The organism is Antarctobacter sp., assembly GCF_034670325.1.
GTDB lineage: Bacteria > Pseudomonadota > Alphaproteobacteria > Rhodobacterales > Rhodobacteraceae > Antarctobacter.
The window spans coordinates 23472-49424 of the sequence record NZ_JAXMNR010000004.1 but is presented as its reverse complement, the minus strand read 5'-3'; the positions used below and the strand labels follow the sequence as shown (position 1 = coordinate 49424).

24 protein-coding genes and 1 pseudogene are annotated in these 25953 nt (G+C 63.2%); 9 read left to right on the top strand and 16 right to left on the bottom strand.

The window, feature by feature from the left end:
- Positions 1-141: 141 nt before the first annotated feature.
- From pepN to VOI21_RS10790, 4 genes are all read left to right on the top strand, one after another.
- The gene (pepN, locus tag VOI21_RS10805; protein ID WP_323769878.1) at positions 142-2721 is read left to right on the top strand and encodes an aminopeptidase N; all 2580 of its coding nucleotides are present in this window, start codon (positions 142-144) and stop codon (positions 2719-2721) included.
- A 209-nt stretch (positions 2722-2930) separates the two neighbouring features.
- Positions 2931-3674, top strand: coding sequence for an SDR family oxidoreductase (locus VOI21_RS10800; RefSeq protein ID WP_323769877.1), 744 nt, complete (start codon positions 2931-2933; stop codon positions 3672-3674).
- Positions 3671-4099 (top strand): hypothetical protein, encoded by a 429-nt coding sequence (locus tag VOI21_RS10795; protein WP_323769876.1) that lies wholly within the window; start codon positions 3671-3673, stop codon positions 4097-4099. Before VOI21_RS10800 ends, VOI21_RS10795 begins: the two co-directional genes overlap by 4 nt.
- 119 nt (positions 4100-4218) lie before the next feature.
- A complete protein-coding gene (locus tag VOI21_RS10790; protein ID WP_323769875.1) occupies positions 4219-5082 on the top strand; it encodes a lysophospholipid acyltransferase family protein in 864 nt (287 codons plus the stop codon).
- A gap of 99 nt (positions 5083-5181) precedes the next feature.
- Here VOI21_RS10790 and VOI21_RS10785 read toward each other — a convergent pair whose 3' ends face one another.
- Complete coding sequence (locus tag VOI21_RS10785) at positions 5182-5958, bottom strand: transglycosylase SLT domain-containing protein (RefSeq protein ID WP_323769874.1); 777 nt, start codon at positions 5956-5958, stop codon at positions 5182-5184.
- A 247-nt stretch (positions 5959-6205) separates the two neighbouring features.
- On the opposite strand from VOI21_RS10785, the gene VOI21_RS10780 reads away from it, so the two are divergent.
- Positions 6206-7459, top strand: a complete 1254-nt coding sequence (locus VOI21_RS10780; protein ID WP_323769873.1) for a hypothetical protein — start codon at positions 6206-6208, stop codon at positions 7457-7459.
- A gap of 79 nt (positions 7460-7538) precedes the next feature.
- The gene (gene gatB / locus VOI21_RS10775) at positions 7539-9053 is read left to right on the top strand and encodes an Asp-tRNA(Asn)/Glu-tRNA(Gln) amidotransferase subunit GatB (RefSeq protein ID WP_323769872.1); all 1515 of its coding nucleotides are present in this window, start codon (positions 7539-7541) and stop codon (positions 9051-9053) included.
- A gap of 480 nt (positions 9054-9533) precedes the next feature.
- Here the strand turns inward: gatB and VOI21_RS10770 are convergent, their stop codons facing one another.
- Positions 9534-9791, bottom strand: a complete 258-nt coding sequence (locus VOI21_RS10770) for a BolA family protein (protein ID WP_323769870.1) — start codon at positions 9789-9791, stop codon at positions 9534-9536.
- Positions 9792-9864: 73 nt separating this feature from the next.
- On the opposite strand from VOI21_RS10770, the gene VOI21_RS10765 reads away from it, so the two are divergent.
- Complete coding sequence (locus VOI21_RS10765) at positions 9865-10491, top strand: DnaJ domain-containing protein (RefSeq protein ID WP_323769869.1); 627 nt, start codon at positions 9865-9867, stop codon at positions 10489-10491.
- A gap of 133 nt (positions 10492-10624) precedes the next feature.
- A pseudogene (locus VOI21_RS24215) lies at positions 10625-10795 on the top strand (invasion associated locus B family protein); the annotation flags it as partial.
- Positions 10796-10987: 192 nt separating this feature from the next.
- Here VOI21_RS24215 and msrB read toward each other — a convergent pair.
- A complete protein-coding gene (msrB, locus tag VOI21_RS10760) occupies positions 10988-11452 on the bottom strand; it encodes a peptide-methionine (R)-S-oxide reductase MsrB (protein WP_323769868.1) in 465 nt (154 codons plus the stop codon).
- A 115-nt stretch (positions 11453-11567) separates the two neighbouring features.
- Positions 11568-12134 carry a fasciclin domain-containing protein gene (locus VOI21_RS10755; RefSeq protein ID WP_323769867.1) on the bottom strand — a complete coding sequence of 189 codons (567 nt, stop codon included), beginning with the start codon at positions 12132-12134 and terminating at the stop codon, positions 11568-11570.
- A 239-nt stretch (positions 12135-12373) separates the two neighbouring features.
- On the opposite strand from VOI21_RS10755, the gene VOI21_RS10750 reads away from it, so the two are divergent.
- Positions 12374-13747 carry an L-serine ammonia-lyase gene (locus tag VOI21_RS10750; protein WP_323769866.1) on the top strand — a complete coding sequence of 458 codons (1374 nt, stop codon included), beginning with the start codon at positions 12374-12376 and terminating at the stop codon, positions 13745-13747.
- 26 nt (positions 13748-13773) lie between these two features.
- Here VOI21_RS10750 and VOI21_RS10745 read toward each other — a convergent pair whose 3' ends face one another.
- The 12 genes from VOI21_RS10745 to VOI21_RS10690 form a co-directional block, all read right to left on the bottom strand.
- Positions 13774-14334, bottom strand: a complete 561-nt coding sequence (locus VOI21_RS10745; RefSeq protein WP_323769865.1) for a helix-turn-helix transcriptional regulator — start codon at positions 14332-14334, stop codon at positions 13774-13776.
- Between the two features lie 109 nt (positions 14335-14443).
- Entirely contained in the window at positions 14444-15310 is an 867-nt protein-coding gene (locus VOI21_RS10740) for a helix-turn-helix transcriptional regulator (RefSeq protein ID WP_323769864.1), read from the bottom strand.
- Positions 15311-15344: 34 nt separating this feature from the next.
- Positions 15345-16154 (bottom strand): substrate-binding domain-containing protein, encoded by an 810-nt coding sequence (locus tag VOI21_RS10735; RefSeq protein WP_323769863.1) that lies wholly within the window; start codon positions 16152-16154, stop codon positions 15345-15347.
- A gap of 30 nt (positions 16155-16184) precedes the next feature.
- On the bottom strand, positions 16185-16943 hold the full coding sequence (locus tag VOI21_RS10730) for an ATP-binding cassette domain-containing protein (RefSeq protein WP_323769862.1): 759 nt from the start codon (positions 16941-16943) through the stop codon (positions 16185-16187).
- Positions 16936-17643 (bottom strand): ABC transporter permease, encoded by a 708-nt coding sequence (locus VOI21_RS10725; protein ID WP_323769861.1) that lies wholly within the window; start codon positions 17641-17643, stop codon positions 16936-16938. The genes VOI21_RS10730 and VOI21_RS10725 overlap by 8 nt, the downstream gene beginning before the upstream one ends.
- 219 nt (positions 17644-17862) lie before the next feature.
- Positions 17863-19197, bottom strand: coding sequence for a sigma-54 dependent transcriptional regulator (locus VOI21_RS10720; protein ID WP_323769860.1), 1335 nt, complete (start codon positions 19195-19197; stop codon positions 17863-17865).
- A gap of 26 nt (positions 19198-19223) precedes the next feature.
- Positions 19224-19349, bottom strand: a complete 126-nt coding sequence (locus tag VOI21_RS10715) for a hypothetical protein (RefSeq protein WP_323769859.1) — start codon at positions 19347-19349, stop codon at positions 19224-19226.
- Positions 19346-20632, bottom strand: coding sequence for a c-type cytochrome (locus VOI21_RS10710; RefSeq protein WP_323769858.1), 1287 nt, complete (start codon positions 20630-20632; stop codon positions 19346-19348). The genes VOI21_RS10715 and VOI21_RS10710 overlap by 4 nt, the downstream gene beginning before the upstream one ends.
- Positions 20632-21876 carry a formate dehydrogenase subunit gamma gene (locus VOI21_RS10705; RefSeq protein ID WP_323769857.1) on the bottom strand — a complete coding sequence of 415 codons (1245 nt, stop codon included), beginning with the start codon at positions 21874-21876 and terminating at the stop codon, positions 20632-20634. Before VOI21_RS10705 ends, VOI21_RS10710 begins: the two co-directional genes overlap by 1 nt.
- Positions 21877-22034: 158 nt before the next feature.
- Positions 22035-22628: a formate dehydrogenase FDH3 subunit beta gene (gene fdh3B / locus VOI21_RS10700; protein WP_323769856.1), complete on the bottom strand. Its 594-nt coding sequence runs from the start codon at positions 22626-22628 to the stop codon at positions 22035-22037.
- Positions 22629-22640: 12 nt separating this feature from the next.
- On the bottom strand, positions 22641-25541 hold the full coding sequence (locus VOI21_RS10695; RefSeq protein ID WP_323769855.1) for a formate dehydrogenase subunit alpha: 2901 nt from the start codon (positions 25539-25541) through the stop codon (positions 22641-22643).
- 161 nt (positions 25542-25702) lie between these two features.
- Complete coding sequence (locus VOI21_RS10690) at positions 25703-25891, bottom strand: twin-arginine translocation pathway signal protein (RefSeq protein WP_323769854.1); 189 nt, start codon at positions 25889-25891, stop codon at positions 25703-25705.
- Positions 25892-25953 lie beyond the last annotated feature (62 nt).

The following is a 25953-nucleotide window of genomic DNA, read 5'->3' as shown; positions in this document are numbered from 1 at the left end:
GTCCAACTCCTTGGGTAAGCGATGACAGCCTTTTCGCATACCCCTGCTGACAGCGTTTTGTCAGCAGGTTGTCAGGGGGACAGGATTGCAGCCCGCGCGCACCCTGCTACACCTTTGGGCAAGCCCGTATTGGAGAGCCCCATGAAAGACGCAGCCCCCACGACCATCTTCCTCAAGGATTACACACCCTTCGGCTGGCAGGTCAGCGATGTGCACCTGACGTTTCGCTTGGCCCCAACAACCACGCGGGTGGTGTCCAAGATCCATTTCGCGCCAAACGCTGAGGCGCGTGCACAGGATTTCTTTCTGCACGGTGAGCAATTGAAACTTATCCGCGCGGCCATCGACGGGGTCGACGTGACGCCAGAATTGACCGCCGAGGGGCTGCGCTGCGCGGTGCCGGACGGGCCTTTCCTGTGGGAATGCGAGGTTGAAATCGCCCCGGCAGAAAACACAGCGTTGGAGGGGCTGTACATGTCCAACGGCATGTACTGCACCCAATGCGAGGCCGAGGGCTTTCGCAAGATCACCTATTACCCCGACCGCCCGGACGTGATGAGCGTCTTTACCGTGCGGGTCGAGGGCGATGTGCCGGTGCTCTTGTCGAACGGCAACCCGGTCGGCAAAGGCGACGGTTTTGCCGAATGGCACGACCCTTGGCCCAAACCCGCCTATCTGTTTGCGCTGGTTGCTGGCGATTTGGTGAATTTCCCCGGCAGTTTCACCACGATGGGCGGCCGCAAGGTTGAGCTGAACATCTGGGTGCGCCCCGGCGATGAGGGCAAATGCGCTTTTGGCATGGAGGCACTGAAGAAGTCGATGAAATGGGACGAAGACGTCTACGGTCGGGAATACGATCTGGACATCTTCAACATCGTCGCCGTCGATGATTTCAACATGGGCGCGATGGAGAACAAGGGGCTGAACGTCTTCAATTCATCCGCCGTTCTCGCCTCTCCCGAGACCAGCACCGATGCCAATTTCGAACGTATCGAATCGATTATCGCGCATGAATATTTCCACAACTGGACCGGCAACCGGATCACCTGCCGCGACTGGTTTCAACTGTGCCTGAAAGAGGGTTTGACCGTGTTCCGCGACCAGCAGTTCACGGCGGATGTGCGCTCTGCGCCCGTCGCCCGGATCGAGAATGTGGCCATGCTGCGCGGACGCCAGTTCCCCGAGGATCAGGGGCCGCTGGCGCATCCGGTGCGTCCTGAAAGCTTTCAGGAAATCAACAACTTCTATACCGCAACGGTCTACGAAAAAGGTGCCGAGGTGATCGGCATGCTCAAAACGCTGGTCGGCGATGAGGCCTATGGCAAGGCGCTGGACCTCTACTTTGACCGGCACGACGGCGATGCCGCCACGATCGAGGACTGGCTGAAGGTGTTCGAGGACACGACAGGCCGCGATCTGTCGCAGTTCAAGCTGTGGTATTCCCAAGCAGGCACGCCGCGCGTCACAGTCACCGAAAATTGGGAAACGGAGGCCCCTGATCAGGTCCGGGGCGGTGGCCGTTACACCCTGACCTTTACCCAATCCTCGCCGCCCACACCGGGGCAGGAGGAAAAAGCGCCGCAGGTGATCCCGATGGCGGTCGGCCTGCTGAACCCCAACGGCGACGAGGTGGTGCCAACCCGCGTGCTGGAGATCACCGAAGGCACGCAAAGCTTTAGCTTTGACGGGCTGGCCTCGCGGCCCGTGCCCTCGATCAACCGCGGCTTTTCAGCCCCCGTGGTGCTGGAACGTGAGTCGAGCCCCGAAGAACGCGCGTTCCTGCTGGCCCATGACAGCGACCCCTTCAACCGCTGGGAGGCCTCGCGCCTTTTGGCGCGCGAAAGCCTGATCGCGATGATCACCGATAACGCCGGCCCTGATGAGGCCTGGCTGGACGGATTGCAGCGGCTGCTGCGGGACCGCGATCTGGACCCGGCGTACCGGGCGATGATGATCGGCGTGCCGTCGGATTCGGAACTGGCGCAGGTGCTGTATGAACGTGGCGTGACGCCCGACCCGGACGCAATCTATGCCGCCAAGGAAACGCTGGCGCAGGTCAGGGCAGAACGCTGGGCAGACCTGCTGCCCTCGCTGGCCGCCGAGGGCGCGGTGGACGACGCCTATCAACCGGACGCCGAACAATCGGGCAAACGCGCCTTGGGGGCTGCGGTTTTGTACCTGACCACGCGGCTGGATGGCGGCAAGGCGGCGCAGGCGCAATTTGAGAGCGCCGACAATATGACGCTGCAACTGTCGGCGCTGGCGCAACTGGTGCGCGCAGGCAAGGACGAGGCGGCGCTTGCCGCGTTTGAGGAGCAATGGCGCCATGATCGACTGGTCATGGACAAGTGGTTTGGCCTGCAGGTCGGCGCAACGGCCCCAGAAAAGGTGGTGTCCCGGGCGGAAACCCTGACCAAGCACCCGGCTTTCGACTGGAAGAACCCCAACCGGTTCCGCTCGGTTCTGGGGGCGATGGCGATGAACCACGCCGGGTTCCACCGCAAGGACGGTGCCGGGTATCGTCTGCTGACCGACTGGCTGATCAGGCTGGACGATCTGAACCCGCAGACCACGGCGCGCATGTGTTCGACGTTCCAGACGTGGAAACGCTATGACGCCGACCGTCAGGCGCTGATCCGCGCCCAATTGGAACGCTTGCGGGACAAGCCAAAGCTCAGCCGCGACACCGGGGAAATGGTCGCGCGGATTCTGGGAAACTAGGCGCAAAATGGCCGCCCCGACCAGTGCGTGAATCGCACTGGCCGGGGCGGCGCATCAAGATCCCGCGCAAGACCGTGGCCATTTACAACGGGAAATCTTGTAGGCTGCCACGAAACCGGGCTAGCCTGCGTCCGAACCGCTTTGGAGGACAGCATGCCGCCTGTTAATGTCGCCAACGACCATCCGCTAGACGCATCGGAGACACGCGCGTGAATGGAGTCCTCATCGTCACCGGGGCCAGCGCGGGCATCGGGTCGACGACAGCGCGCATCGCGGCCTTTTCGGGCTGGCAGCGGATCGTCGTGCACTACGGCCATGACCGCGAGGGGGCCGAAACCACCGCCTCGATGGTCGAAAGCATGGGCGCGCAGGCCTACATGATTCAGGCGGACGTCGCCAAACCCAAGGCCATCGAAAAGATGTTCGCCAAGGTGCGCGAGCTAAAGCCCGGTCCTGTCGGTCTGGTCAACAACGCCGGCATCGTCTCTCCGCATGGCAGCATCGCCGACCTGACGCCAGAGCGGGTGCGGCGTGTGTTCGAGGTCAATGTCTTCGGCGCGATCGAAGTGGCGCGGCAGTCTGTCGCCCTCATGCGTGACTGGGGCCATGGCGGTGCCATCGTCAATGTTTCCTCCATGGCAGCGCGTCTGGGGTCGGCCAATCAATATGTCGACTACGCCGCGTCCAAGGGGGCGATTGACACGTTCACCCTTGGTCTGGCTGACGAACTGGCCCCGGAGGGTATCCGGGTCAACGCCATTCGCCCTGGGCTGATCGAAACCGAGATTCACGCCAAGGGCGGGCAACCCGACCGGCTGGCGCGCCTCGCCCCGACCACGCCCATGGGCCGGGCGGGCACCACGGAGGAATGCGCCGAGGCGATCCTCTGGCTGTTGTCGGAGCGCGCGTCCTATGTCACCCGGTCTATCCTCGACGTGTCGGGTGGGCGGTGACACCGCTGGAACACGCGTCGTCCGGTCGCAGCCTGCGCGCGTTCCTTGTTTTGATGTTGGTCTGGCTGGCGCTGCTGACGCTGTGGTTTGTGTTGCAGGCCTCTGTCTGGGTGGTCGGCGCCCTGATGCTGGTAACCGTTCCGGCGCTGCTGGATTTCGCCACCGGGAGGCGCGCATGGTTGCGGCTGGACGACACCGTTCTGCGCTGGGGCTCGGGCAAGGCAGAGGGCGATGTGGCGCTCGCCCGTATCGATCATGTCCGGCTGGAAACGCGGCTGGATTTTTCGATCCGCGTGCGGCTGATGCTTGAAGACGGCCGCCGCATCACTCTTCCGCAGGACAGCCTGCCGCCTCATCCGCTTCTGCAAGACGCGCTTGAGGCGCGGGGCATCAAGACCCAGCGCCACCACTTTGTGGTGTTTTGAGCGGGCTTTAGCGCCCTGCGGCACAGCCGACGTGCAACTGTGCCGAAGCTGGTATAAGCTGGACAGGTGACGGCTCGTCTGTCATTCAACATCCAAGATGAAATGACCGGGCCTAAGCCATGACCGACCGTTTGGAACCGCTGATCGAAGAACGCGCACCTTGGCTTTTCTCTTCGCGCCCGGGTGTCGGCACAGCCCGCAAGATCCTGAACTGGTTGCTGGATTACGAAAAATCGAGCTATCACTTCGGAGCTGTGGGCGACCTCACCGCAGATGAGGTCATGCAGTATGCCGCGCGTATCATCGCAAAGGACGTCAAGATTACCGGGCTGGAAAACCTGCCGCGCAGTGGTCCGGCCCTGATCGTCGCCAACCATCCGACCGGCATTTCGGACGGGGTGATCGTGCACCACACGCTGCGGCAGGTGCGGCAGGACATCTACTATTTCGCCAACCTCGATATCATTCGCGTGTTGCCACAATACGAAGAAATCGTGGCCCCGGTTGAATGGCGTGTCGATCGCCGCACCCGCGCCAAGACACGCGAGACGATGAATTTCACCCGTCAGGCGGTCAAAGACGGCAAGATCGGGGTGATCTTTCCCTCGGGACGTCTGGCCAAGCGGCGCGGCCTGTCCCTGCACGAACGCCCATGGATGGCTTCTGCCGCGATGATCGCACGCAAGTTCGAACTGCCCGTCATCCCGATGCACATCCAGGCGCGCAATTCGACGCTGTTTTATCTGTTCGATTTCCTGCATCCGACGCTGCGCGACATCACCTTGTTCAACGAATTGCTGAACAAGGAGAAACAGCCCTTCCGCGTGACCATCGGCGAGCCTATTTCGCCCTCCGCCCTGCCCGCCAAGTCCGAGGACGGTATCGAGATGCTGCGCCGGGCGACGCTGGCCCTGGGTGGGCCCAAAGCGCCTGCCGTGTCGTTGGTGGATGCCACACGGCGACCAAGCTGGCTGAAAGCCTGATACGCAATTCCGGACAGTGCCCGTAACGATCAAAGCGCGCCTAAGGCGCGCTTTTTGAATCTGACCCTGCAAAAAAAGTCCCACCTGACGCCGAAGGGCTCAGCCCTCCGTAGACAGAACTTCCAGCGGCATGGGCATCGGCCCAGCATCTTTCTGAGGGCCAATCGCCTTCGGGCGCGCCACCGGGCGCAGCGACCGGGCAAGGCCCGTGCAATAGTCCTGCGACCGGGTCCACGACATGATGTCTTCGCGCTTGCGCCGTGAATGGAACGGTCCCCAGTCCGCCGCAACCCCCCGCATCCCGCGGCTGATCACCTTGTCGCGCGGGACCGTCACCGCCATGATCCGCAGTGCGCAGGACAGGTTGTCCTCGGGGTCTTTCAGCCCGCTGCCGCTTTTTGCCCGACACCGATAGAACTTTGCCGTCGGCGGATAGATCTGCACCAGCCCGTACCAGCGCCCGCCGCCGCCCACGGCCGAAGGGCGATGCGTGCTTTCGTGCCAAGCCAGCGCCGAGACCAGACCAACCCAGAACGCCTCGCGCTGCGCGCGCCCCGCGCTGGGATAGGCGGGGCAATATTTCGCGATGTCCTTGGGAACAAGATCGGGGAGCACATTGGCGTGAGTGCGCAGCGCCTGCAGGATGGCGACGCTCCAACTGCGGCTGCCGTCGATGTTGTCCCACCGCGCGTCCGGGACACTCATGCGTTTGCGCGCCACTGGGCGCAAAGAAACCGGCACGGCAAGGCTCGAGACCTGCTCCGGTGCGGGTGCAACCGGTTTGTGCAAGGCTACCGCAGCCGCAGGATCGGGGTTGGCAAAGGCTGCGACACCGAACAGCCCGAGGCCGCACACAAAGGCTATTAACGTTTTCATGGCCTTGGAATGTCCTCGACTGGCAGCAATGATGCAAGCGGCCCTGCCGCCGCAGGCGCAAAACCCGCCGCCTCCATGGCAAAAACCCGCCCGCGCCCCCAATGCTGGCGGAGGATTGTGCACAGAGCCGCAACATCTTGTCAGCGGTCTTTCACCAAAGTCGGGCAATCGCCGGAAGAAGGTCCGCGCAATTCCCGGAAGCCGCCGGATTTTGGCCTCGAATCACAGTCAAATTACCCGGATGATTATGCGCACCCTCATTCCCGCTGCCCGCTCATTGGGCGCCCGCCTGACCGACCGAAAACCGGGCCCGCTTTGGGCCGGGGCCTCTGTTGGCAAGGCATCGCGCAAGAACGGTGACCGTGATCGGGCGCAACCACGTGTCGAAATCCCGGTGTGCGAGGTAGACCCGGCGTCCAAGGACGCGGCGCGGTTGCGCGCACGCGGGCAGTTTCTGGCCCGGCAGGACGACTGGGAGCAAATGGCAGCAGAGATCCGGACCGCCGATACCAGCCGCGCCCTGACAGCCGGGCTACAGTCGCAGGCCGTACTTATGTGTGAAGGCGCGCGCCAGGACATCACCGAGGCCATTGCCGAAGGTGTGGACCGCGGCGATGCCCTTTCTGTTCAGGCCGCGGTGGCGTCGCTGGAACCTCTACTTTCAGAACAGCCGGGCTGCCCGATCATCGCCTATATCGTTGCCATGGCGCATGTGGACGCCGCGCGGGCCTGGAAGGGCACCGCCCTGACCGGCGATCTCCCCCCCGAACGGGACGAGGCCTACGCCCGCCACATGGCCGCCGCCGCCCGGTTAAACGACCAGTTCGATCCATTCGAACATGAGACCCCGTTATGGGCGATGGTGCGCTGCGCCGTGCTGGAGGTCGACCCGCAGCCGCACGCGCGCGTCGCGGACGATTTTGAGGACCTGATCGATCTCGATCCCGGCAATCCGCATCATCTGGTGCAGTTTGGCTGCGCCTTGCGTCCGATCCGGTTTGGCAGCTGGGAGATGCTGGAGGCTCAGGCCCGCCGCACCGCGCTGCGCACCTCCGATGTCTGGGGCGTAGGCGGCTATACGTGGGTCTACCTTGGCGCCCTTGCCGAGGACCAAGGCGCTTTTCGCCGTCTCGACGCAGATCTCTTTGTCGAGGGTTTGCACGATATCCTTTCCCGTCACCCGTCACAGGCGACGGTCAACCGCATGGCCGCCTTGATCGCCTACCGGGTTAGCGGGCAGGTTGACGTTGGTGGCACGCGGCAGCGCATCGCCGATTGCTTTGGCTGGGTTGTGCAAGATCACCTGCGGGAATTGCACCCCCTGATCTGGGCAGAATCCCCGGCGCGCGCGAGCGCCCCCTGCTTCGACAAAATCGACATGGCGCGGCTTGGCCAGACCCGGGCCCTTGCCACGCTGACAGAGTTCTTCGCGCCGGCGCCGAACGCCGGTCGGCGGCTGGTCTTCGCGCCGGACGGGATGCGTCCGGTCGAGGGCGGCTGACGCACGCCCCTTGCCCCCTGCCCGCGCCTGATCTAGACCGCTTCGCAATCTCTCCTTTCGCCGTATGAGGACCCCCGCGATGCTGGATCTGACCTATGAAGCGCCCAAACCCAAGGTGATCGCCGGGGCCAAGCATGACTGGGAACTGGTCATCGGCATGGAGGTTCACGCGCAGGTGGCCAGTCAGGCCAAACTGTTTTCCGGCGCCTCGACGAAATTTGGCGCCGAGCCGAACTCCAACGTGTCCTTCGTGGATGCGGCGATGCCGGGGATGCTGCCAGTCATCAACGAATACTGCATCGAACAGGCGGTGCGCACGGGCCTTGGCCTGAAGGCGCAGATCAACCTTGTCAGCGCCTTTGACCGCAAGAATTATTTCTACCCGGATCTGCCGCAGGGCTACCAGATTTCCCAGCTGTATCATCCGCTTGTGGGTGAGGGTGAGGTGATCGTGGACATGGAGCCGGGGATCGCGCGTCTGGTCCGGATTGAACGCATCCACGTCGAACAGGACGCGGGCAAGTCGATCCACGACATGGACCCGAACATGTCTTTTGTGGACCTGAACCGCACCGGCGTCGCGCTGATGGAGATCGTCAGCCGCCCCGACATTCGCGGCCCTGAAGAGGCCGCCGCCTATGTCGCCAAGATGCGCCAGATCCTGCGCTATCTGGGCACCTGCGACGGCAACATGCAGAACGGAAACCTGCGCGCCGACGTGAACGTGTCGGTCTGCCTGCCCGGTCAGTATGAGAAATACCAGGCGACGCAGGACTTTGGTCACCTTGGCACCCGCTGCGAGATCAAGAACATGAACTCGATGCGGTTCATCCAGCAGGCCATCGACTATGAGGCCAAGCGCCAGATCGCCATTTTGGAGGCTGGCGGAAAGATCGATCAGGAAACCCGCCTGTACGATCCCGACAAGGGCGAAACCCGGTCGATGCGGTCCAAGGAAGAGGCGCATGACTATCGCTACTTCCCCTGCCCCGACCTGCTGCCTTTGGAAATCGAACAGGGTTGGGTGGATGACATTGCGGCCAGCTTGCCGGAACTGCCGGATGAGAAAAAGGCGCGGTTCGTCAAAGACTTTGGTCTGTCGGAGTATGACGCCAGCGTGCTGACCGCCGAGGTGGTGAACGCCGCCTATTTCGAAGAGGTGGTGACAGCCGCGGGCGACGGCAAACTGTCGGCCAACTGGGTCATCAATGAGCTGTTCGGCCGTCTGAAAAAGGACGATCGTGACATTTCGGACAGCCCCGTGAACCCGGCCCAACTTGCCGGGATCATCAAACTGATCAAATCCGACGCCATCAGCGGCAAGATCGCCAAGGACCTGTTCGAGATCGTCTATACCGAAGGCGGCGACCCGGAAAAGATCGTCGAAGATCGCGGCATGAAGCAGGTCACCGACACCGGCGCGATTGAAACGGCGGTCGATGAGATCATCGCCGCCAATCCAGCACAGGTCGAAAAGGCACAGCAAAACCCGAAGCTTGCCGGTTGGTTTGTGGGGCAGGTGATGAAGGCGACAGGCGGCAAGGCCAACCCCAAGGCGGTAAATGAGATCGTCGCGGCGAAACTGGGTCTGTAATCCCGACGGCGGGGGTCAGCCCTGCCCGACGTCGGTGCCGGACTGCCCCGGGTCGGATTATCCGGCGGGATCAGAATATCTGCATCTGGACCGGAAAGTTCATCAGCGGCGCGTTGGCGTTGGTGCCGTAAACCGCCCGTCCCGCCAAGGCCGTGCCATATTGCGCATCAAAGAGCCGCAGGCGACAAACACGCGTGAATGAGCAAGGGCCCCGGATCAGGTCCGGCGCGCAAGGCCTATGTCAGGGTCCGGATCATGGGTCAGCGGGGCTGCCTCATGCGGGTCAGGAATTCCTGACTGCCCCTGCGTCAGCAAAATGTGTTAATAAAGTGTTACCGGAGGCTGATAGCCAAAGCCAGCGTCAGGATTGATCGACGCGACACGCAAAAGATTGAACTTGGGGGGTTTCATCCGTTAGTTCATAGAAAGTCAGGGGCGCGGTCCGCAGGGACCGGCCCCTTTTTTCGCTTTAGGACGTGTTCAGGTGTCCAGATCCAGCGAGAGCGCGTGGATCGCACTGACAAGGTCAGGCCCCAACGCGCTGTGCACCGCGCGGTGGCGCGCAATGCGCGACTGACCGGCAAATTCGGGCGCACGCAGCATGACGTGGAAATGGCTCTCGCCGCTGCCGTCATCGCCCGCATGGCCCGCGTGGCGACCGCTATCATTGCGCACCTCGATCTGGCGGGCTTCAAAAGCTGCCTCAAGTTTCGTCTGTATTTCCTCGGCGCGCGACATTTTTCGCAGCCCCCCCTGTAAACTCATCGGCGATAGTCTATGCTCTGGCGTCCGAGTCGAGAAGAGGTGCGATATGAGCAAGGATGATCCCTTCGGTTTCGACATGTCCGTGAAGTCCGCGAAGAAGAAAAACCCGCGTGGACGGAAAGGCATGACCGGCGCGCAGGAGACGTCGACACGGATCTGCGACCATGACGGTTGTCAGGAACCGGGAAAATTCCGTGCGCCAAAAGCGCCGGACGTGCTGGATGATTTCTTTTGGTTCTGCAAGGATCACGTGCGCGAATACAACGCCAAGTGGAGCTTTTTCGACGGCAAAACCGAGGCGGAGATGAACGCTCAGGAATCGTCGGACAAGGTCTGGGAGCGCAAGACCAAGGATTGGCGCGACCCCGAGGCCAAGGCCTGGGCACGGTTGGGCATCGAAGACCCGCATCAGGTGCTGGGCAACAACGCCACGCGCAATCCCGGCCGCAGCAAGCCGGGCGGCGGGCGCAAGCTGCCGCCGACCGAACGCCGCGCGGTGGATATCCTTGAGGCCAGCGATGCCATGACCAAGGCAGAGATCCGCAAGATCTACAAATCGCTGATCAAGGTTCTGCACCCGGACATGAACGGCGGCGACCGCAGTCAGGAAGACCAGTTGCAGCAGGTGGTCTGGGCATGGGACCAGATCAAGGACAGCCGCAGCTTCAAATGAGGGTTGTGGCCCGGATTATCCGGGCCACCCAAAACAGATCGCTAGGCTGGACAAAGCCACCGACATCGGCGCAGCCCCTAAAACTGGTTTTTGATATTCGACCGATACCGGATGACATTCGGCCCAAGCCGGCTGTTTTGCCCGCCTCGGTTTTGCGCATAAGATGTTGGCCCAAGTGCCGCGCAGAGGCACGCCTACCGTCACAATCTATCTTGCTCAGGCTCTCGACACTGCTGTCGCTGTCACCGCATCCCTGACGGGATTCACAGAGGCCTTTGCACAGCTACGCCCCTTCAGCGATTGATCTTTGAAGCACAGAATCGGAAGTCACTGGGGATTTACGGATCGACGGGAATTATCCTCTGGACTTGCAACCTAAAGGTGCATATCGTTTGAAGAGCACTCCCTCCTGACCACCCCCACTCACGGAAGCGGACGCGCAACCCATTCAGGTCGCGCGTCCGTTTTCATGTCTACCCCTCGGGGCGCAATCGGATCAGGCCGCGCGAAACGTCAGGCTGACGCCGTTGATGCAATGCCGCAGTCCGGTCGGTGCCGGACCGTCGTCAAACACATGCCCAAGGTGCGACCCGCAGCGGCGGCAGTGACATTCGGTTCGCGTGTAGAAAAGCTTGCGGTCGGCCTTGGTCTCTACCGCGCGGGGCAGCGCCTCGTAGAACGAGGGCCAGCCGGTGCCGCTGTCGAACTTTGTTTTTGAGGAATAGAGCGGCAGGTCACAGCCCTTGCAGTTGAACGTACCGGCGCGCTTCTCGTCGTTCAGCGGTGAGCTGAAGGCGCGTTCGGTCGCCTCTTTGCGCATCACGCGGTATTCGGCATCGCTGAGCATGGCGCGCCATTCGGCGTCTGTCCGCGAGACCTCGAAATTGCCCCCGGCGGCCAGTGCGGCGCGCGCAAACAGGGGCGTGGCAAGTACGCTGGCAACAAAATCACGACGTTTCATCGGGGATCTCCTCTTTGTGTAAAGGATGCGCGCCCCGGCCATCTGGGACAAGCACGGGGCGCGCACAATTGCGCGAGGGGGTCCATGGGGTTGGGGCCTCACGCAATTTCCTAAGTTACTGCTTGGGCAGCAACACGCGGTCGATGACGTGGATGACGCCGTTGGACTGTTTGACGTCCGCAATGGTGACGGTCGCCTCGCGGCCGTTCTCATCGACCAGAATGATGTCGTCACCGTCCATCTTTGCCTGCAGGATGCAGCCGCCCACGGTCGGCACCGGATGCATACCGCCATCATCGGCGATCATCCCGGCAATGGCGTCGGACATCGCGTTGGCGGCCACGACGTGACAGGTCAGGATGGTGGTCAGTTGCGCCTTGGCGGCGGGCTGCATGAGCGCCGTCAGCGTGCCGTCCGAGATCATGCCAAAGGCATCGTTGGTCGGGGCGAAAACGGTGAAGGGGCCTTCGCTGGACAGCGTATCCACAAGGCCAGCGGCCTTGACGGCGGCAACCAGTGTGGTGTGGTCGGCAGAGTTCACGGCGTTCTCGACAATGGTCTTGTCGGCGAACATCGGCGCACCACCCACCATCGGGTTGCCGGTGGCTGCGTGGCTTTCCGCAAAGGCGGTGCCTGCGGTTGCGGTCAGAGCGATGGCGGCGAGGAATGTAAAGCGTGTCATTGGAAACCTTTCCCGTGTTGGTCGTCTGGGACCGCATCCTGCGATCCCGATGCCCTCAGCCACGAAGCGACCTGCACAAGAGTTTCGCCCGCATCATCACGAAGTGATCACGGAAGCGTGAGCGCGCCTTTGGGCACATGGGACCGTCAGCGCGCCTTTGATACGCACGATGTCGCTTTCGCATCGGCAGTTGCGACAGTCTGCGCTAAACGTCGAACCAGAGCCTCAGGAGGTACGCCATGTTTTTATCGGTCTTCGAGATGTTCAAGGTGGGCATCGGTCCTTCGTCCTCGCACACCATGGGGCCGATGGTGGCGGCAGCGCGCTTTCTCGACCGGCTGCGCGCGGCCCCCTTTGCGGTCCACGGGGTAAAGGCATCACTGCATGGCTCTTTGGCGTTTACCGGCGTGGGCCACGCGACGGACCGGGCGACGGTGCTGGGGCTGGCAGGCTTTGTGCCCGAAACATATGACCACGCCAAGGCAGAGGCCGCGTTGGCCGTGATCCGCGACACCTGTCGCGTGGCGCCGACGGGCCTGCCGGAACTGGTGTTTGATCCAAAATCCGACCTCGTCTTTGATTTCGGTCCGGCGCTGCCCGGCCATGCCAATGGCATGATCCTCAAGGCGACGGATGCGCAGGGCGACGTCATCCTGCAAGAGACCTATTATTCCGTCGGTGGCGGGTTTGTGCTGACAGAGGCCGAACTTGCCGCAGGCAAGGACACGGATCAGGGCGCGCCTGTCCCCTACCCGTTCAAGACCGCTGCCGAAATGCTGGAAATGGCCAAGGCGTCCGGTCACAGCATCGCCGCGATGAAGCGCGCAAATGAGGTTTCACGCGGCGGTATCGACAGTCTGGATAAGGGCGTGGCGCGAATCTGGCAGGTGATGGACGATTGCATCGACCGGGGTCTGACCTTTGACGGCGTGCTGCCCGGCGGCCTTGGCGTCAAGCGTCGCGCCCGGAACATCCACGATCAGCTGATGGCAGAGCGCGGCATGAACCTTGTCCCGCCGCACACGATCAACGACTGGATGAGCGTTTACGCCATGGCGGTGAACGAGGAAAACGCCGCTGGCGGGCAGGTTGTGACCGCCCCCACCAACGGCGCGGCGGGCGTCGTTCCGGCCGTGATCCGCTATTGGTTGGACCACGTGCCCGGCGCTGCGCGATCCCGCATCCCCGAATTTCTGCTGACCGCCGCCGCGATTGGCGGGCTGGTGAAATACAACGCCTCCATTTCCGGGGCCGAGGCAGGCTGTCAGGCAGAGGTCGGCAGCGCCTCGGCGATGGCGGCGGCAGGGCTCTGCGCAGTCATGGGCGGCACCCCGGAACAGGTGGAAAACGCCGCCGAGATTGCGCTGGAACACCACCTTGGGATGACCTGCGACCCGGTAAAGGGGTTGGTGCAGGTCCCGTGTATCGAACGCAACGGACTGGGCGCGATCAAAGCGGTGTCCGCCGCCTCACTGTCGTTGCGGGGGGATGGCACCCACCTGGTGCCGCTGGATGCGTGCATCGAAACGATGCGCCAGACCGGCAACGACATGAGCGAGAAATACAAGGAAACCTCGCTGGGCGGGCTGGCAGTCAACGTGCCGAACTGCTGAGGGCGCCCTGCAAAAGCGCAATGATCTCAGCTGGTAACGCTCACCAGCACGAACTTTGCGCCCTGACCGCGATCCGTGATCAGCCGCACCTCGCCATGTTCGCGGTAACGCAGCGCGTCCCCGGGACCAAGGTCATAGCCCGATCCGTCCAGATCGACGTGCAAATAGCCGGTCAACAGGATCAAATGGTGTTCCTGACCAACCACATCGGGCGAATCCTGCACCATCTCAGAGTTGGGCGTCATCTTGCATTCCATCACCTCGCCTGCCAGAGCGGCGGCGGCGGGTGACACGAAACGCTTGGCCAGACCGGTGTCGCCATCACGCCAGACCGCCTGTTCATCGCGCGTGACATGGGCAGAAAACCCGTCTTCGATCATGGCAAAGAGTCGCGACAGCGACATGTCATGCGCCACCGCCAAACGCGACAGCACATCCGCCGAGGGGCTGACCTCGGCGTTCTCGAGCCGCGACAGTGCCGCGCGGCTGACGCCGCTGGCAGCGGCGAGTTGATCCAGCGTCCAGCCGCGGGCAGCCCGCAGCGCCGACAGGCGCCCGGCAAGGCGGACCGTCAGATCGCTTTTCATCGTTATCCCCCCGGGAATCTATCCCGTATCTCGAATTAGATAGGGATTCCCGGAAAAACGCAACATTCGCAGGTTGTGGCGTTGCACAGGGGTCGTCCGGGACTTGCCGTCAGGCGTTCCAACGCACCCTGCCGACCTCATCCAGATCGTATCCCCCGAGGCGCGCAGCCTGAAAGCGCAGGGCACTGCCTTGGCAAAAGTGCATCAACCCTTGCATCGGTGGCTCAAAATAGGCGCGCCGGTCGATGAGCAGGTCAAAACGCTCATCCATCAACGGCACAAACCGCAGGCCGAAATCGCGCGCGACAGTCTCAAGCCCGAATGTGGCATCCGCCTCGCCGCGCGCGACGGCCTGCACCGCCTCGGTTTCGGTACGGGCAATCGCTGTCAGGGTCAGGGTGCCAACGGGCAGGCCCGCCTCACCGGCAAGGTGATCAAACAGCGTTGCAGTTCCCGACAAGGGTTGGCGCGGCGCGAACCGCAGGCCCGCCAGGCTGGGCAGGTTTTCGACCTGCGGACCATCCGGACGCAGCACCAGACCCCGGCGGCGGCGGGCAAAGCCGATCAGGACCGCATCCCGCGCCTGCGCCACGGCAGCGACGTTCCAATCGTCGCTGGCCGGATCGTAGACGTGCAGGCCACAGGCAACCCCCTCACCCGCCAAGAACCGCTCAAGCCCGTCCAGCGAGCCGTCAAAATAGGTGGCAAGACCACAACGGCTTTCACGGACGGCCCAGTCCAGCAGCGGATCGTGGCTGCCCAGCAGGATCAATGGCCGCGCCGCAGGGTTGGCCGGACCAGTGCTGTGCCCGGCGATCCACTCGCGAATTTCACGTGAGGGGAACAGCAGCTTGCCGGTCGCGCGCGAACAGGGCACCGCGCCAGAGGCCGCAAGATCATAGATCTTGCGTTCCTTCAGGCGCAGCAGGTCGGCCAATTCGGCGACGGTCAAAAATTCGGGCGCATCGGCGCGCATGGCAGAGGGCCTCCTATCGGCCCCCTGCCCTAGCTCATTCCGGCGCGTTGGGAAAGAACAGCTGCTGTCCGTCGATCATGTAGGCGGCGATGGCCGCTTGCCCGGACGCAGAGGTCAGCCAGTCGGCAAAGCCTTGTGCCGCGTCGATATTGACGGACGGGCAGACCTCGGGGTTGACCGGGATCACACCGTATTGGTTGAACAGATCTGCATCGCCTTCGACGACAATCTGATAGTCCTGCTTGTTGGCAAAGCTGATCCATGTGGCGCGGTCGGTCATGACGTAGGCCCCCATGCCAATCCCAGCGTTCAGGGTCGCGCCCATGCCCGACCCGGTTTCGCGATACCAGTCACCCGAGGCATCACGGGGATTGACCGTGGTCGCGGCCCAAAGTGCGACCTCTTTCTTGTGGGTGCCGGAATCGTCCCCGCGCGAGGCGAACAGCGCCCCCGCCGCGGCGATCTTTTCCAGAGCAGGCTGCACATCGTCCATGCCCGCCACCCCGGCCGGATCAGCGGCTGGGCCGACGATGATGAAATCATTGTACATCAGGTCAGTGCGCGACGTGCCCCGACCATCGGCGACAAACGCCTCTTCCGCCGGTTTGGCGTGAACCAGCAGCACGTCGCCGTCACAGTTGCGCGCATTACGGATCGCCTGCCCGGTGCCGACCGCAACCACGTTGACCTCGATCCCCGTCGCCTCTGTGAAGAGTGGCAGCAGGTAGTCGTAGAGGCCGGAATTGGCGGTCGAGGTGGTCGACTGCACAAGAATGCTGTCTGCGCTGGCGGCCATAGGAAATGCGGTCGCGCAAAGCAGCGCGGCGAGGCGAAGACGGGTCATCGCGTTAGTCCTTTCAGTTGAATTCAGAAGTCAGAGTACAAGGCCACCCGTCACATGAGCGCGGGCGGCAAGGGTTTCGGGACGTGGGAAAAAGCGTGTGGCGGGGGCGTGCTCTAGGACACGGCCACCGTGAATGAAAACAACGTCATCGGCCATCCGGCGGGCCTGACCGATGTCATGGGTGACAAGGATAACGCGGGTGCCGCGCAGGGTCGCCTTGCGGATGATATCCTCGATCCGGTTGACGGAGGCAGGGTCCAGGCTGGCGGTGGGTTCATCCAGAAACAACACGTCCGGGTCGATTGCCAATGCGCGCGCCAGCGCCAGCCGCTGTGCCTCTCCCCCCGACAGCAGGCGTGCCGGTTGGCGTGCCTTGTGGGCCAGCCCGACGTGTTCCAGCAGATCATCGCGCCGCGTGCGCGGCAGGCCCCGGCTGCGCAGGACAAAATCGACATTCGCAGCGACCGAGCGGCGCAAAAGCACCGGCTTTTGAAACACCAGCGCCTGCCGCGCGGTGACTTGGGCCGGGGTCTGTCCGTTCCAGTCGACCGTGCCGGAACCGGCCTGAAGAAGGCCGTGCAACACCTTGAGGAGTTGACTTTTTCCGGCACCGTTCGGACCAAGGATCACGGTGCACCCGGTCAGACCCAAATCCATGTCCAGCCCGTTCAACACCTGCCGCCCGCCTAGGGTCAGCGACAGGCTCCGCACCCGGAGAGGCAACAGGGTCGACGCGGGGATCGCGCCTTCGGTCAGGGCGTCAGCCCCGTGGATGATCGCTTCACGCATAGGCTTGTCTCACGGCGGTCAGGCGCAGGCTGTGCACAAGGGCGTTGACGCCAAGGGCCAGGATCATCAGCACGATGCCAAGACCCAGCGCCAGCGGCAGGTCGCCTTTGGAGGTTTCCAGCGCGATGGCGGTGGTCATGACGCGGGTCAGGTGGTCGATATTCCCGCCAACGATCATCACCGCGCCGACCTCTGCCACCGCGCGGCCAAAGCCCGCCAGCGCCACGGTCAACAGCGCATAGCGCGCGTCCCAAAGCAGCGCCCGAACGGTCTGCCAGGTGCTGAGGCAGAGAGAGCGGAAATGGTCGGCGTATTCGGCATGCATATCTTCGATCACCTGCCGCGACAGGGCGGCGGTGATGGGGGCAATCAGGATCGTCTGGGCGATGATCATCGCGGTCGGCGTATACAGCAGACCCAGAAAACCCAGCGGCCCGGCGCGCGACAGGTGCAGGTAGACAATCAGCCCCACGACCACCGGCGGCAGGCCCATGAGCGCGTTCATCAGCACAAGAACGGCACCGCGCCCCGGAAAGCGGCTGGTGGCGACCAGCGCGCCCACCGGTAGACCGATGATGCAGGCGGCGATGGTGGCGGTCAGGCTGACACGCAAGGACAGGCCGACGATCTCCAACAGATCCCCGTCCCCCGAGAGGACGAGCGTCATGGCGACGCCTAAAGCCTCTCCTATCCCCTCCATGTCTTCTCCTGCAAAATTTCCGGAGCACAGGCTCCTCCCCTGCGGACAGGGTAGGAAATGCAGCGGGCTATATTCAAGAGAAACTGTGGGTCAAACTGACCGTTTGGCGAGAAACCTGCGCGCGAAGCTGGTCAATCTGTCCATCCCGTTTCGTAAATTATGCAAAACTATGCAGTAGGGCGGGCGGCGGGGTATACCCCGCCCAACGCGGACGACGGATCAGCCGTCTTCGCCCCAGCTGGCCACCTTGCGATCCACCGTCTTGCGCGAGACGCCAAGGCGCCGCGCCGCCTCTGCCCGGTTGCCGCCGGACAGTTCCAGCACGTGGTGGATGTGCCGCTGCATGACCAAATCGAGGTTTTCGATTGCCTCGATCCCGGTCAGCGCCCCGCTGCCGGCAAACTCATCCGGGAACCCGCCCAGAATCACCGACCGTTCGACAAGGTTGCGCAATTCCCGGACGTTGCCGGGCCAGGCATAGCGGCTGAGCTTCATCAGGGTTTGGTCGTCCAGCCGCAGCGCGGGCATCCCCAGCGCCTTGGAAAAATGCTGCATAAACAGTGCGGCCAGTTCGACGATATCCTCGGACCGGTCGCGCAGCGGCGGCATTTCGATCCGCAGCACGTTGATACGGTGATAGAGGTCAGCACGGAACCGCCCCTCATCCACCGCTTTTTCCAGATCGGTGTTGGTGGCAAAGGTCAGGCGCAGGTTCAGCGGGATCTCACGTTCGGCGCCAATCGGGCGCACGCGCTGATCCTCCAGCACGCGCAAGAGCGCGGCCTGCAGCGTGTCGGACATCTGCGCCACTTCATCAAGGAACAGCGTACCGCCATCCGCCAGCAGAAACAGACCGGGGCGCAGGCGGTCGCCCTCTACCGCGCCGAACAGCTCTGCGGCGATGCGGTCAGGGGCGATGGCGGCACAGTTCACAGCCACGAACGGCCGTTCGCAACGCCCGCCCATCCGATGCAGCGTGCGCGCGGCCAGTTCCTTGCCCGTTCCGGTCGCGCCGGTGAACAGCACCGGTGTCGGCAGCGGCGCCAGCTTGCCCAGCATCGCCCTTACCGCCTGCATCGGCGCAGAGCGACCCAGCAGTTGCGTATCCCCGTCCGTCCCCAGCGCATGGCGCAGCAGGCGGTTGTCCCGACGCAGCGCCCCACGGTCCAGCGTGCGCGCCACGGCCCCCACCAACTGGTTGGCGCGAAACGGTTTCAAGACAAAATCACTGACCCCGGCGCGCAACGCGGCAATGGCGGTTTCCAGATCCGCGTAGGCGGTGATCAGCACGGTTTCGGCGTATAGCCCCTTGCGCCGCTGGTCGCGCACCCAGTCGATGCCCGACCCGCCGGGCATCTTGTTGTCGACCACGATCACGTCAAACTGCGCCTCGTCCAGTCGCTGCGTCGCCTCGCGCGCCGAGGCCGCCTCGGCCACGTGTTTGACGCGTGGGCCCAGCGTCTTGGCCAGAAAATTGCGCATCCCCGGCTCGTCATCGACGACAAGAACCGAGGCATCGACAAGGCTGTGACCGTAGTCGTCGGGGGGTGTCATGTGGGCTATTTACCGCGCTGAAGGCCCTAGTCGAGCCGGACGTTTGCGCCGGAATAGACATCAGCCGAGGAAAAGCCCAGTTCGTTGAGGCCATACCAGGCCCCCACGCCGAGCAGGATCATGGCGATAAAGCCGGTGAACATTGCCTTCATTTGGCGTCTCCTGTGGTTGCGGATTTGAGAAAGGCGATCAGGTCAGCCCGGTCTTCGGGGCGTGCGATCACCTGCATGGGCATCTTCGAGCCCGGGATATAGTGGTCGGGGCCGCTATCGAACAGCGCGTCGATGGTCTCATCGGTCCAGATGATCGCGGACTGATCCAGCGTGGCGGAATAACTGTAGCCGGGCAATGTTCCGGCGGGCCGTCCAAAGACACCGTGCAGAGACGGGCCCGCCTTGCGCGAGGGCCCGGAGTCCAGCGCATGACAGATCGAACATTTGCGCATGAACTGGCGTTCACCGTTGGACATGGTTTCAGGGTCCCGCAAAAAGCTGCGCTGGCCGGACCCTTCGGGCGCGTCAAGTTCATCCAGCAGGGCAACGGGCCATGAGTAAACCACATCATCCAGCCCGCCCGCATGGATCGTCTGCCCATCGGGCGAAAAGGCCAACGCCCAGACCGGACCATGCCGCATGGCGCGGAAATCTCGGGTGATCTTCCAATCGGCGGTGTCGACCATCATGATATAACCATGCCCGTCGCCAACGGCGAGTTGCGCGGTCTTGGCATGCCAGTCCAGCGCCAGTATGGGCCGGCGGTCCAGCGTGAAATCGGCGATTTGCGCCCCGGTCATGGCGTCTATCACCCGCGTTCCGCCATCGACCGCGCCATAGGCGATCCAGCCTGCGCCAAGTTCGATCCGGTTGATGCCAAAGCCGTGCTCAACCAGAGGCAACGGCACACCGCCCGTGGTCAGATCGTATTGCAGCAGCACACCCTTGGAGGTCGCCGCGTAGAGGTATTGACCATCGGCGGAATACACCACCGCATTCACCCCGGCACCGGGATAGGGCAATTCCCCTGCCCGGCCTTCCTCTGTCAGAGGCCAAAGGCGGATGCTGCCGTCCCAACTGCCGCTGGCGGCGGTCGATCCATCGGGAGACACAGCAATCGACGTGACCTTACCCTGGTGCCGCCCCAAGACCCGCTGCACCGGCTGCCACTGCCGCACGGAAAAGTCATCACCGCCCGAAAGCAGCGCACCGCCCGGCCCCCAAGTGAGCGCCGTCACCGCCGCCGCGTGCCCGTCCAGCCATTGCGGGTCCTGCCCGGTCCACAGGCCCAGCGAATTGTCGAAACTGGCGCTTGTGACCTGCCCCGCAGGCGAAACGGCCAGAGCCATGACCGGGCCGCCGTGGCCCTTCAAGGTGGTGAACTCTTGCGCGGCGGCAGGCAGGACAGACAGCGCAAGGCAAAGGACCGCGACCGCCCTCATCATTCCGCCGGGGTTGTCGCGCCCCCGTCCTTGGGCGCGGATTTTTCGTTGGCTTTGACCTCATCCAGCCAGATGGAATGGTGCTGATGCGCCCAGGCCTCATCGACCTCACCGGTGCCCATGGCGTCAAACGCGCCCTCCATTCCGATCGAGCCGATGTAGATATGCGCGATGATGATCGCCATCAGCACAAAGGCGACAATGGCGTGCCAAAGCTGCGCAAGCTGCATCTCTTCCTGCGGGGTCAAGTCCACGGGCAAAGCGCCGTAGCCGACCCACTGCGGCAGGCCAGTGTCGTTGAGGATCGCAAATGTCTTGGCAAAGAGCGGCAATTCAAACGGGAACAGCAGCGACAGTCCGGAAATCGAGATCGAGCCCCCCAGCAGGATAACCGACCAGAAGATGATCTTTTGCCCGGCGTTGAACTTTTTCGCGGGCGGATGCTCTTTGCCGATGATGCCGCCTGCCATCTTGAACCATGTGATGTCGGTGCGGTTGGGGATGTTGTGCCAGACCCAAAGGAAGAAGACGAGCACCAGCCCCAGCATGAACGGCCATGCCAGATTGTTGTGGATGAATTTGGACGCGATCAGCAACGTCGAGTTCACCTCTGGTCCAAACAGCGGCAGGATTGCCCAACGCCCAAATAGCGTCAGCAGGCCCGACAGCCCCAGCAACACAAAGGACCCGGCCAGCAACCAGTGCGAAAAACGCTCATACGACTGAAAGCGGGTGACGGTGCGGCCTGTCATCGGCTCGTCCACCATGACGCGGCCACGCAGCAGGTAGAACAGCGCCAGCGCACCAATCGTCCCCAGCAGCAGCCAGCCACCATAAGGCGCCAGCGTATTCTTGCGGAAGTTATACCACGCCATGCCGCCATCTTGCACCAGCACCTTGGCCACATCGCCACCGGCCGAGACGTTCAGGTCGGCGGCATCGTAGCGCAGCGCGCGCCAGAAATCGGGGTCCGATGCACCGCCGCGCGTGCCAAGCTGTCCGGGCAGGTCGGGGGCCGCGCCGGGCTGGCCAAAGGTCTGGCGGAAACTGTCGTCGATCTTTTCCCCGCGCTGGCGGGCAAGAATATCTTCCAGCGTCTGCGCGCCGCCGGTCGCCTTGCGCGCTTCGGCCAGAACCGCCGGATCTGTACCGGGTGCCGCGGGCGGCTGCAGGAAAAAGGCAAGCGCGGCAAGGCCAAGCGCCAGAAGCATGAACCATCCGAAACCGCTGGAGCGTTTTGACATGACTGTCCCCGTAGAAGAGTCACGCCGGGGGCGCGGCGGCCGGAACGGCGGCGCCGGAGGCCCGAGGCGTCAAGATAAACCGTGACGAGAGGCCCGGAGAAACGGGCCTCTCTGAAGGATGAGCAGAACGGGCGGAGCCGTAGCCCCGCCCGGCGGCGTCAGCCGCCTTTCTGATCGTAGGCGGTGCCCCAGCCCCAAGCGCCAGAGCCGAAGCCGCGGGCCACCACGCGTTCGCGGTAGATGGCCGAGACAACGTCACCGTCACCGGCAAGCAGCGCCTTGGTCGAACACATCTCGGCGCAGATAGGCAGTTTGCCCTCTGCGATCCGGTTGCGCCCGTACTTGGCGAACTCGGCTGTCGAGTGCGTCTCTTCGGGACCGCCGGCGCAGAAGGTACATTTGTCCATCTTGCCGCGCGAGCCGAAGTTGCCCGCCTGCGGGAACTGCGGCGCGCCAAAGGGGCACGCGTAAAAGCAGTAGCCGCAGCCGATGCAGAGGTCCTTGGAGTGCAGGACCACGCCCTCTTCGGACTGGTAGAAGCAATCCACCGGACAGACGGCCATACAAGGCGCGTCGGAACAGTGCATGCAGGCCACCGAGATCGAGCGTTCGCCCGGTGAGCCATCCTGGATCGTCACCACGCGACGGCGGTTGATCCCCCAGGGCACCTCATGCTCGTTCTTGCAGGCGGTGACGCAGGCGTTGCATTCGATGCAACGTTCCGCGTCACAGAGGAATTTGGATCGTGCCATACTGTTCTCTCCTTACGCCACGGTGATCTTGCACAGAGTACACTTGGTCTCTTGCATCTGGGTCACGCTGTCATAGCCATAGGTCTGGGCCACGTTGGTCGATTCACCCAGAACATATGGGTCCGCCCCGTCGGGGTACTTGGACCGCTGGTCTTCGCCCTGGAAATGGCCGCCAAAGTGGAAGGGCATAAAGGCAACGCCCTCACCCACCCGCTGTGTGACCATGGCCATGACCTTGACCTTGCCGCCTTCGGGACCTTCGACCCAGACATCCGCCCCGTCGCGAATGCCGATATTGTTGGCGTCACGCGGGTTGATCTCGACGAACATGTTCTGCTGAAGCTCGGCCAGCCATGGGTTGGACCGGGTTTCATCGCCGCCGCCCTCATATTCGACCAGACGGCCGGAGGTGAGGATCATCGGATAGTCCTGACTGAAGTCCTGCTTCTGGATCGACGCGTACATGGTCGGCAGACGGTAGAACTTGCGGTCTTCGTAGGTCGGATAGTCGGCGACCAGATCGCGACGGTTGGAGTACAGCGGCTCGCGGTGCAGCGGCACCGGGTCCGGGAAGGTCCAGACCACCGCCCGCGCCTTGGCGTTGCCAAAGGGCGCGCAGCCATGGGCAATCGCAACCCGCTGGATACCGCCCGACAGGTCGGTTTTCCAGTTGGTCTTGGGCCCCGCCACCGCGTCGATTGCGGCACGCTCGTCTTCGGTCAGATCGCTGTCCCACCCAAGATCCATGAGCATCTGCATGGTGAACTCAGGATAGCCGTCCTGAATTTCCGACCCGACGCTGTAGACGCCGTCCGCCAGCAGGTTGTCGCCATTGCGCTCCACGCCAAAGCGGGCGCGGAAGGTAAGACCACCCTCGGCGACAGGCTTGGACATGTCGTAGAGGTTGGGCGTGCCCGGGTGCTTCATGTCAGCGGTGCCCCAGCAGGGCCACGGCATACCGTAATAGTCCCCGTCAGCGGGGCCACCGATGGCTTGCAGCGTCGTCCGGTCGAACGTGTGCTGGTTTGCCATGTGCAGCTTGATCCGCTCCGGCGATTGGCCAGTATAGCCCACCGTCCACATGCCCGCGTTGATCTCGCGCAGCGTGTCCTCGATGTTCGGCGTGATGCCGTCCTCTTCGATCGCGATGTTGCGGAAGATCCGGTCATGAAAGCCGAACTTCTTGGCGAAGAGGCCCATGATCTCATGGTCCGGTTTCGATTCAAAGAGCGGGTCGATGACCTTGTCCCGCCACTGGAGCGACCGGTTGGACGCGGTGACAGAGCCGTAGGTTTCAAACTGCGTGGTCGCCGGCAGCAGATAGACGCCATCGGTGCGGTCATGCAGCACGGCAGAGACGGTGGGGAACGGGTCGACGACGACCAGCATGTCCAGCATCTCCATCGCCTTCTTCATCTCGACCATACGGGTCTGAGAGTTGGGCGCATGTCCCCAGAGCACCATGGCGCGAACCTTGTCCGGGTTGTCCATGTTCTCGGGGTCTTCAAGGACGCCGTCGATCCAGCGCGATACCGGAATCCCGGTCTCGTACATCAGATCCTTGTCCTTGCCGTCGGCCCCTTTGACCTTGGCGAACTGACCGTTGAGCCAGTCAAAGTCTTCGCCCCAGACGCGGGTCCAGTGCTGCCAAGAGCCTTTGGCAAGACCGTAATAGCCCGCCAGCGTGTGCGACAGAACCCCAAGGTCCGTGGCGCCCTGCACGTTGTCATGGCCGCGGAAGATGTTGGTGCCGCCGCCGGAGGTGCCCATGTTGCCCAGCGCAAGTTGCAGGATGCAATAGGCGCGGGTGTTGTTGTTGCCGTTGGTGTGCTGCGTGCCGCCCATGCACCAGATCACGGTGCCGGGACGGTTGTTGGCCAGCGTCAGCGCCACGCGGCGCAACTGGCTACCGGGCGTGCCGGTAACACGCTCGACCTCTTCGGGCGTCCACTTGGCGACTTCTTCCTTGATCTGGTCCATGCCCCAGACACGGGTGCGGATGAACTCCTTGTCCTCCCAGCCGTTCTCGAAGATGTGCCACAGCAGACCCCAGACCAGCGCCACGTCCGAACCGGGACGGAAGCGGACGTATTCATCCGCATGGGCCGCCGTACGGGTAAAACGCGGATCGCAGACGATCAGCGGGGCGTTGTTCATCTCCTTGGCGCGCAGGACGTGCAGCAGCGACACGGGGTGCGCCTCTGCCGGGTTGCCGCCGATGATGAAGATGGCCTTGGAGTTATGGATGTCGTTGTAGCTGTTGGTCATGGCGCCGTAGCCCCATGTGTTCGCAACACCCGCAACGGTGGTCGAATGGCAAATCCGCGCCTGGTGGTCGACGTTGTTGGTGCCCCAGTAGCGGGCGAATTTCTGGAACAGGTAGGCCTGTTCGTTGTTGTGCTTGGCAGAGCCCAGCCAATAGACGCTGTCAGGTCCGCTTTCTTCGCGGATCTTCATCATGCCGTCGCCGATCTCTTCGATCGCCTGATCCCAAGAGATCCGGACCCATTCGCCGTTCTCTTTCTTCATCGGGTACTTCAGGCGGCGCTCGCCATGGGCGTGCTCGCGGACTGCGGCCCCCTTGGCACAGTGCGCGCCCAGGTTGAAGGGGCTGTCCCAGCCGGGTTCCTGCCCGACCCAGACGCCGTCGCTGACCTCGGCCACGACGGTACACCCGACCGAACAGTGGGTGCAGACGGATTTTTTCAGCTCCACCGCGCCCAGGGCGGCGGCGCTTGCGGCGCTGGCCTGCTGGACGGTGCCGCCGGTCGCGGCAATGGCGGCGATGCCACCGATGGCCAGACCCGAGCCGCGCAAAAAGGCGCGGCGGTCAACCGAGGCGTTGGCGGCCTCGGACAGGATCGAAGTCCGCTGGGGGCGTCGCGCAACCCCGTTGGTCTTTTTCCTAAGCATGTTTCTCTCTCCCTAACTCGCGTTGCCCGTTTGGGTCATTGCCCGGGGCGCAGCTTGCTTGGCTACGACAGTGGCCTTTGGCAGTCGGGCGTCACGCAACCAGTCGCCTTTGGCCGTTGAGCGTCGTCCGGACCGGTGCCGGGCGAAGCGGGACGCGCTGATCAGAAGCGCGCGGACTCGTAAAAGGCGCGGGTGTGCGCGGTGTCCTGCATCTTGTCCGATGTCAGGTCCGGCTCTGCCGGTCCGGCCTCGGCCGCAGTGCCACTGGCGAGGGCGACAGCGGCCGCAGGGGCCGAAACGCTTGCCAGCTTGAGGAAATTCCGGCGCGATGCCTTGGTCTCCTGGGTCATGAAAGGGTCTCCTTCTTGGTGGTCTCTCATGGGTTCCGGCAGTTCCCTGCCGCTCGATAAGG

Excerpts from the sequence above, each read along its gene's own strand:
- VOI21_RS10750 (WP_323769866.1), top strand. The coding sequence starts at position 12,374 with ATGTTTTTATCGGTCTTCGAGATGTTCAAGGTGGGCATCGGTCCTTCG.
- pepN (WP_323769878.1), top strand. The coding sequence starts at position 142 with ATGAAAGACGCAGCCCCCACGACCATCTTCCTCAAGGATTACACACCC.
- VOI21_RS10740 (WP_323769864.1), bottom strand. The coding sequence starts at position 15,310 with ATGCGCGCCGATGCGCCCGAATTTTTGACCGTCGCCGAATTGGCCGAC.
- VOI21_RS10705 (WP_323769857.1), bottom strand. The coding sequence starts at position 21,876 with ATGTCAAAACGCTCCAGCGGTTTCGGATGGTTCATGCTTCTGGCGCTT.
- VOI21_RS10790 (WP_323769875.1), top strand. The coding sequence starts at position 4,219 with ATGACCGACCGTTTGGAACCGCTGATCGAAGAACGCGCACCTTGGCTT.
- VOI21_RS10745 (WP_323769865.1), bottom strand. The coding sequence starts at position 14,334 with ATGAAAAGCGATCTGACGGTCCGCCTTGCCGGGCGCCTGTCGGCGCTG.
- VOI21_RS10720 (WP_323769860.1), bottom strand. The coding sequence starts at position 19,197 with ATGACACCCCCCGACGACTACGGTCACAGCCTTGTCGATGCCTCGGTT.
- VOI21_RS10770 (WP_323769870.1), bottom strand. The coding sequence starts at position 9,791 with ATGTCGCGCGCCGAGGAAATACAGACGAAACTTGAGGCAGCTTTTGAA.
- VOI21_RS10785 (WP_323769874.1), bottom strand. The coding sequence starts at position 5,958 with ATGAAAACGTTAATAGCCTTTGTGTGCGGCCTCGGGCTGTTCGGTGTC.
- VOI21_RS10725 (WP_323769861.1), bottom strand. The coding sequence starts at position 17,643 with ATGGAGGGGATAGGAGAGGCTTTAGGCGTCGCCATGACGCTCGTCCTC.
- msrB (WP_323769868.1), bottom strand. The coding sequence starts at position 11,452 with ATGAAACGTCGTGATTTTGTTGCCAGCGTACTTGCCACGCCCCTGTTT.
- VOI21_RS10710 (WP_323769858.1), bottom strand. The coding sequence starts at position 20,632 with ATGAGGGCGGTCGCGGTCCTTTGCCTTGCGCTGTCTGTCCTGCCTGCC.
- gatB (WP_323769872.1), top strand. The coding sequence starts at position 7,539 with ATGCTGGATCTGACCTATGAAGCGCCCAAACCCAAGGTGATCGCCGGG.
- VOI21_RS10730 (WP_323769862.1), bottom strand. The coding sequence starts at position 16,943 with ATGCGTGAAGCGATCATCCACGGGGCTGACGCCCTGACCGAAGGCGCG.
- fdh3B (WP_323769856.1), bottom strand. The coding sequence starts at position 22,628 with ATGGCACGATCCAAATTCCTCTGTGACGCGGAACGTTGCATCGAATGC.
- VOI21_RS10715 (WP_323769859.1), bottom strand. The coding sequence starts at position 19,349 with ATGAAGGCAATGTTCACCGGCTTTATCGCCATGATCCTGCTCGGCGTG.
- VOI21_RS10765 (WP_323769869.1), top strand. The coding sequence starts at position 9,865 with ATGAGCAAGGATGATCCCTTCGGTTTCGACATGTCCGTGAAGTCCGCG.
- VOI21_RS10780 (WP_323769873.1), top strand. The coding sequence starts at position 6,206 with ATGCGCACCCTCATTCCCGCTGCCCGCTCATTGGGCGCCCGCCTGACC.
- VOI21_RS10735 (WP_323769863.1), bottom strand. The coding sequence starts at position 16,154 with ATGACCCGTCTTCGCCTCGCCGCGCTGCTTTGCGCGACCGCATTTCCT.
- VOI21_RS10695 (WP_323769855.1), bottom strand. The coding sequence starts at position 25,541 with ATGCTTAGGAAAAAGACCAACGGGGTTGCGCGACGCCCCCAGCGGACT.
- VOI21_RS10755 (WP_323769867.1), bottom strand. The coding sequence starts at position 12,134 with ATGACACGCTTTACATTCCTCGCCGCCATCGCTCTGACCGCAACCGCA.
- VOI21_RS10690 (WP_323769854.1), bottom strand. The coding sequence starts at position 25,891 with ATGACCCAGGAGACCAAGGCATCGCGCCGGAATTTCCTCAAGCTGGCA.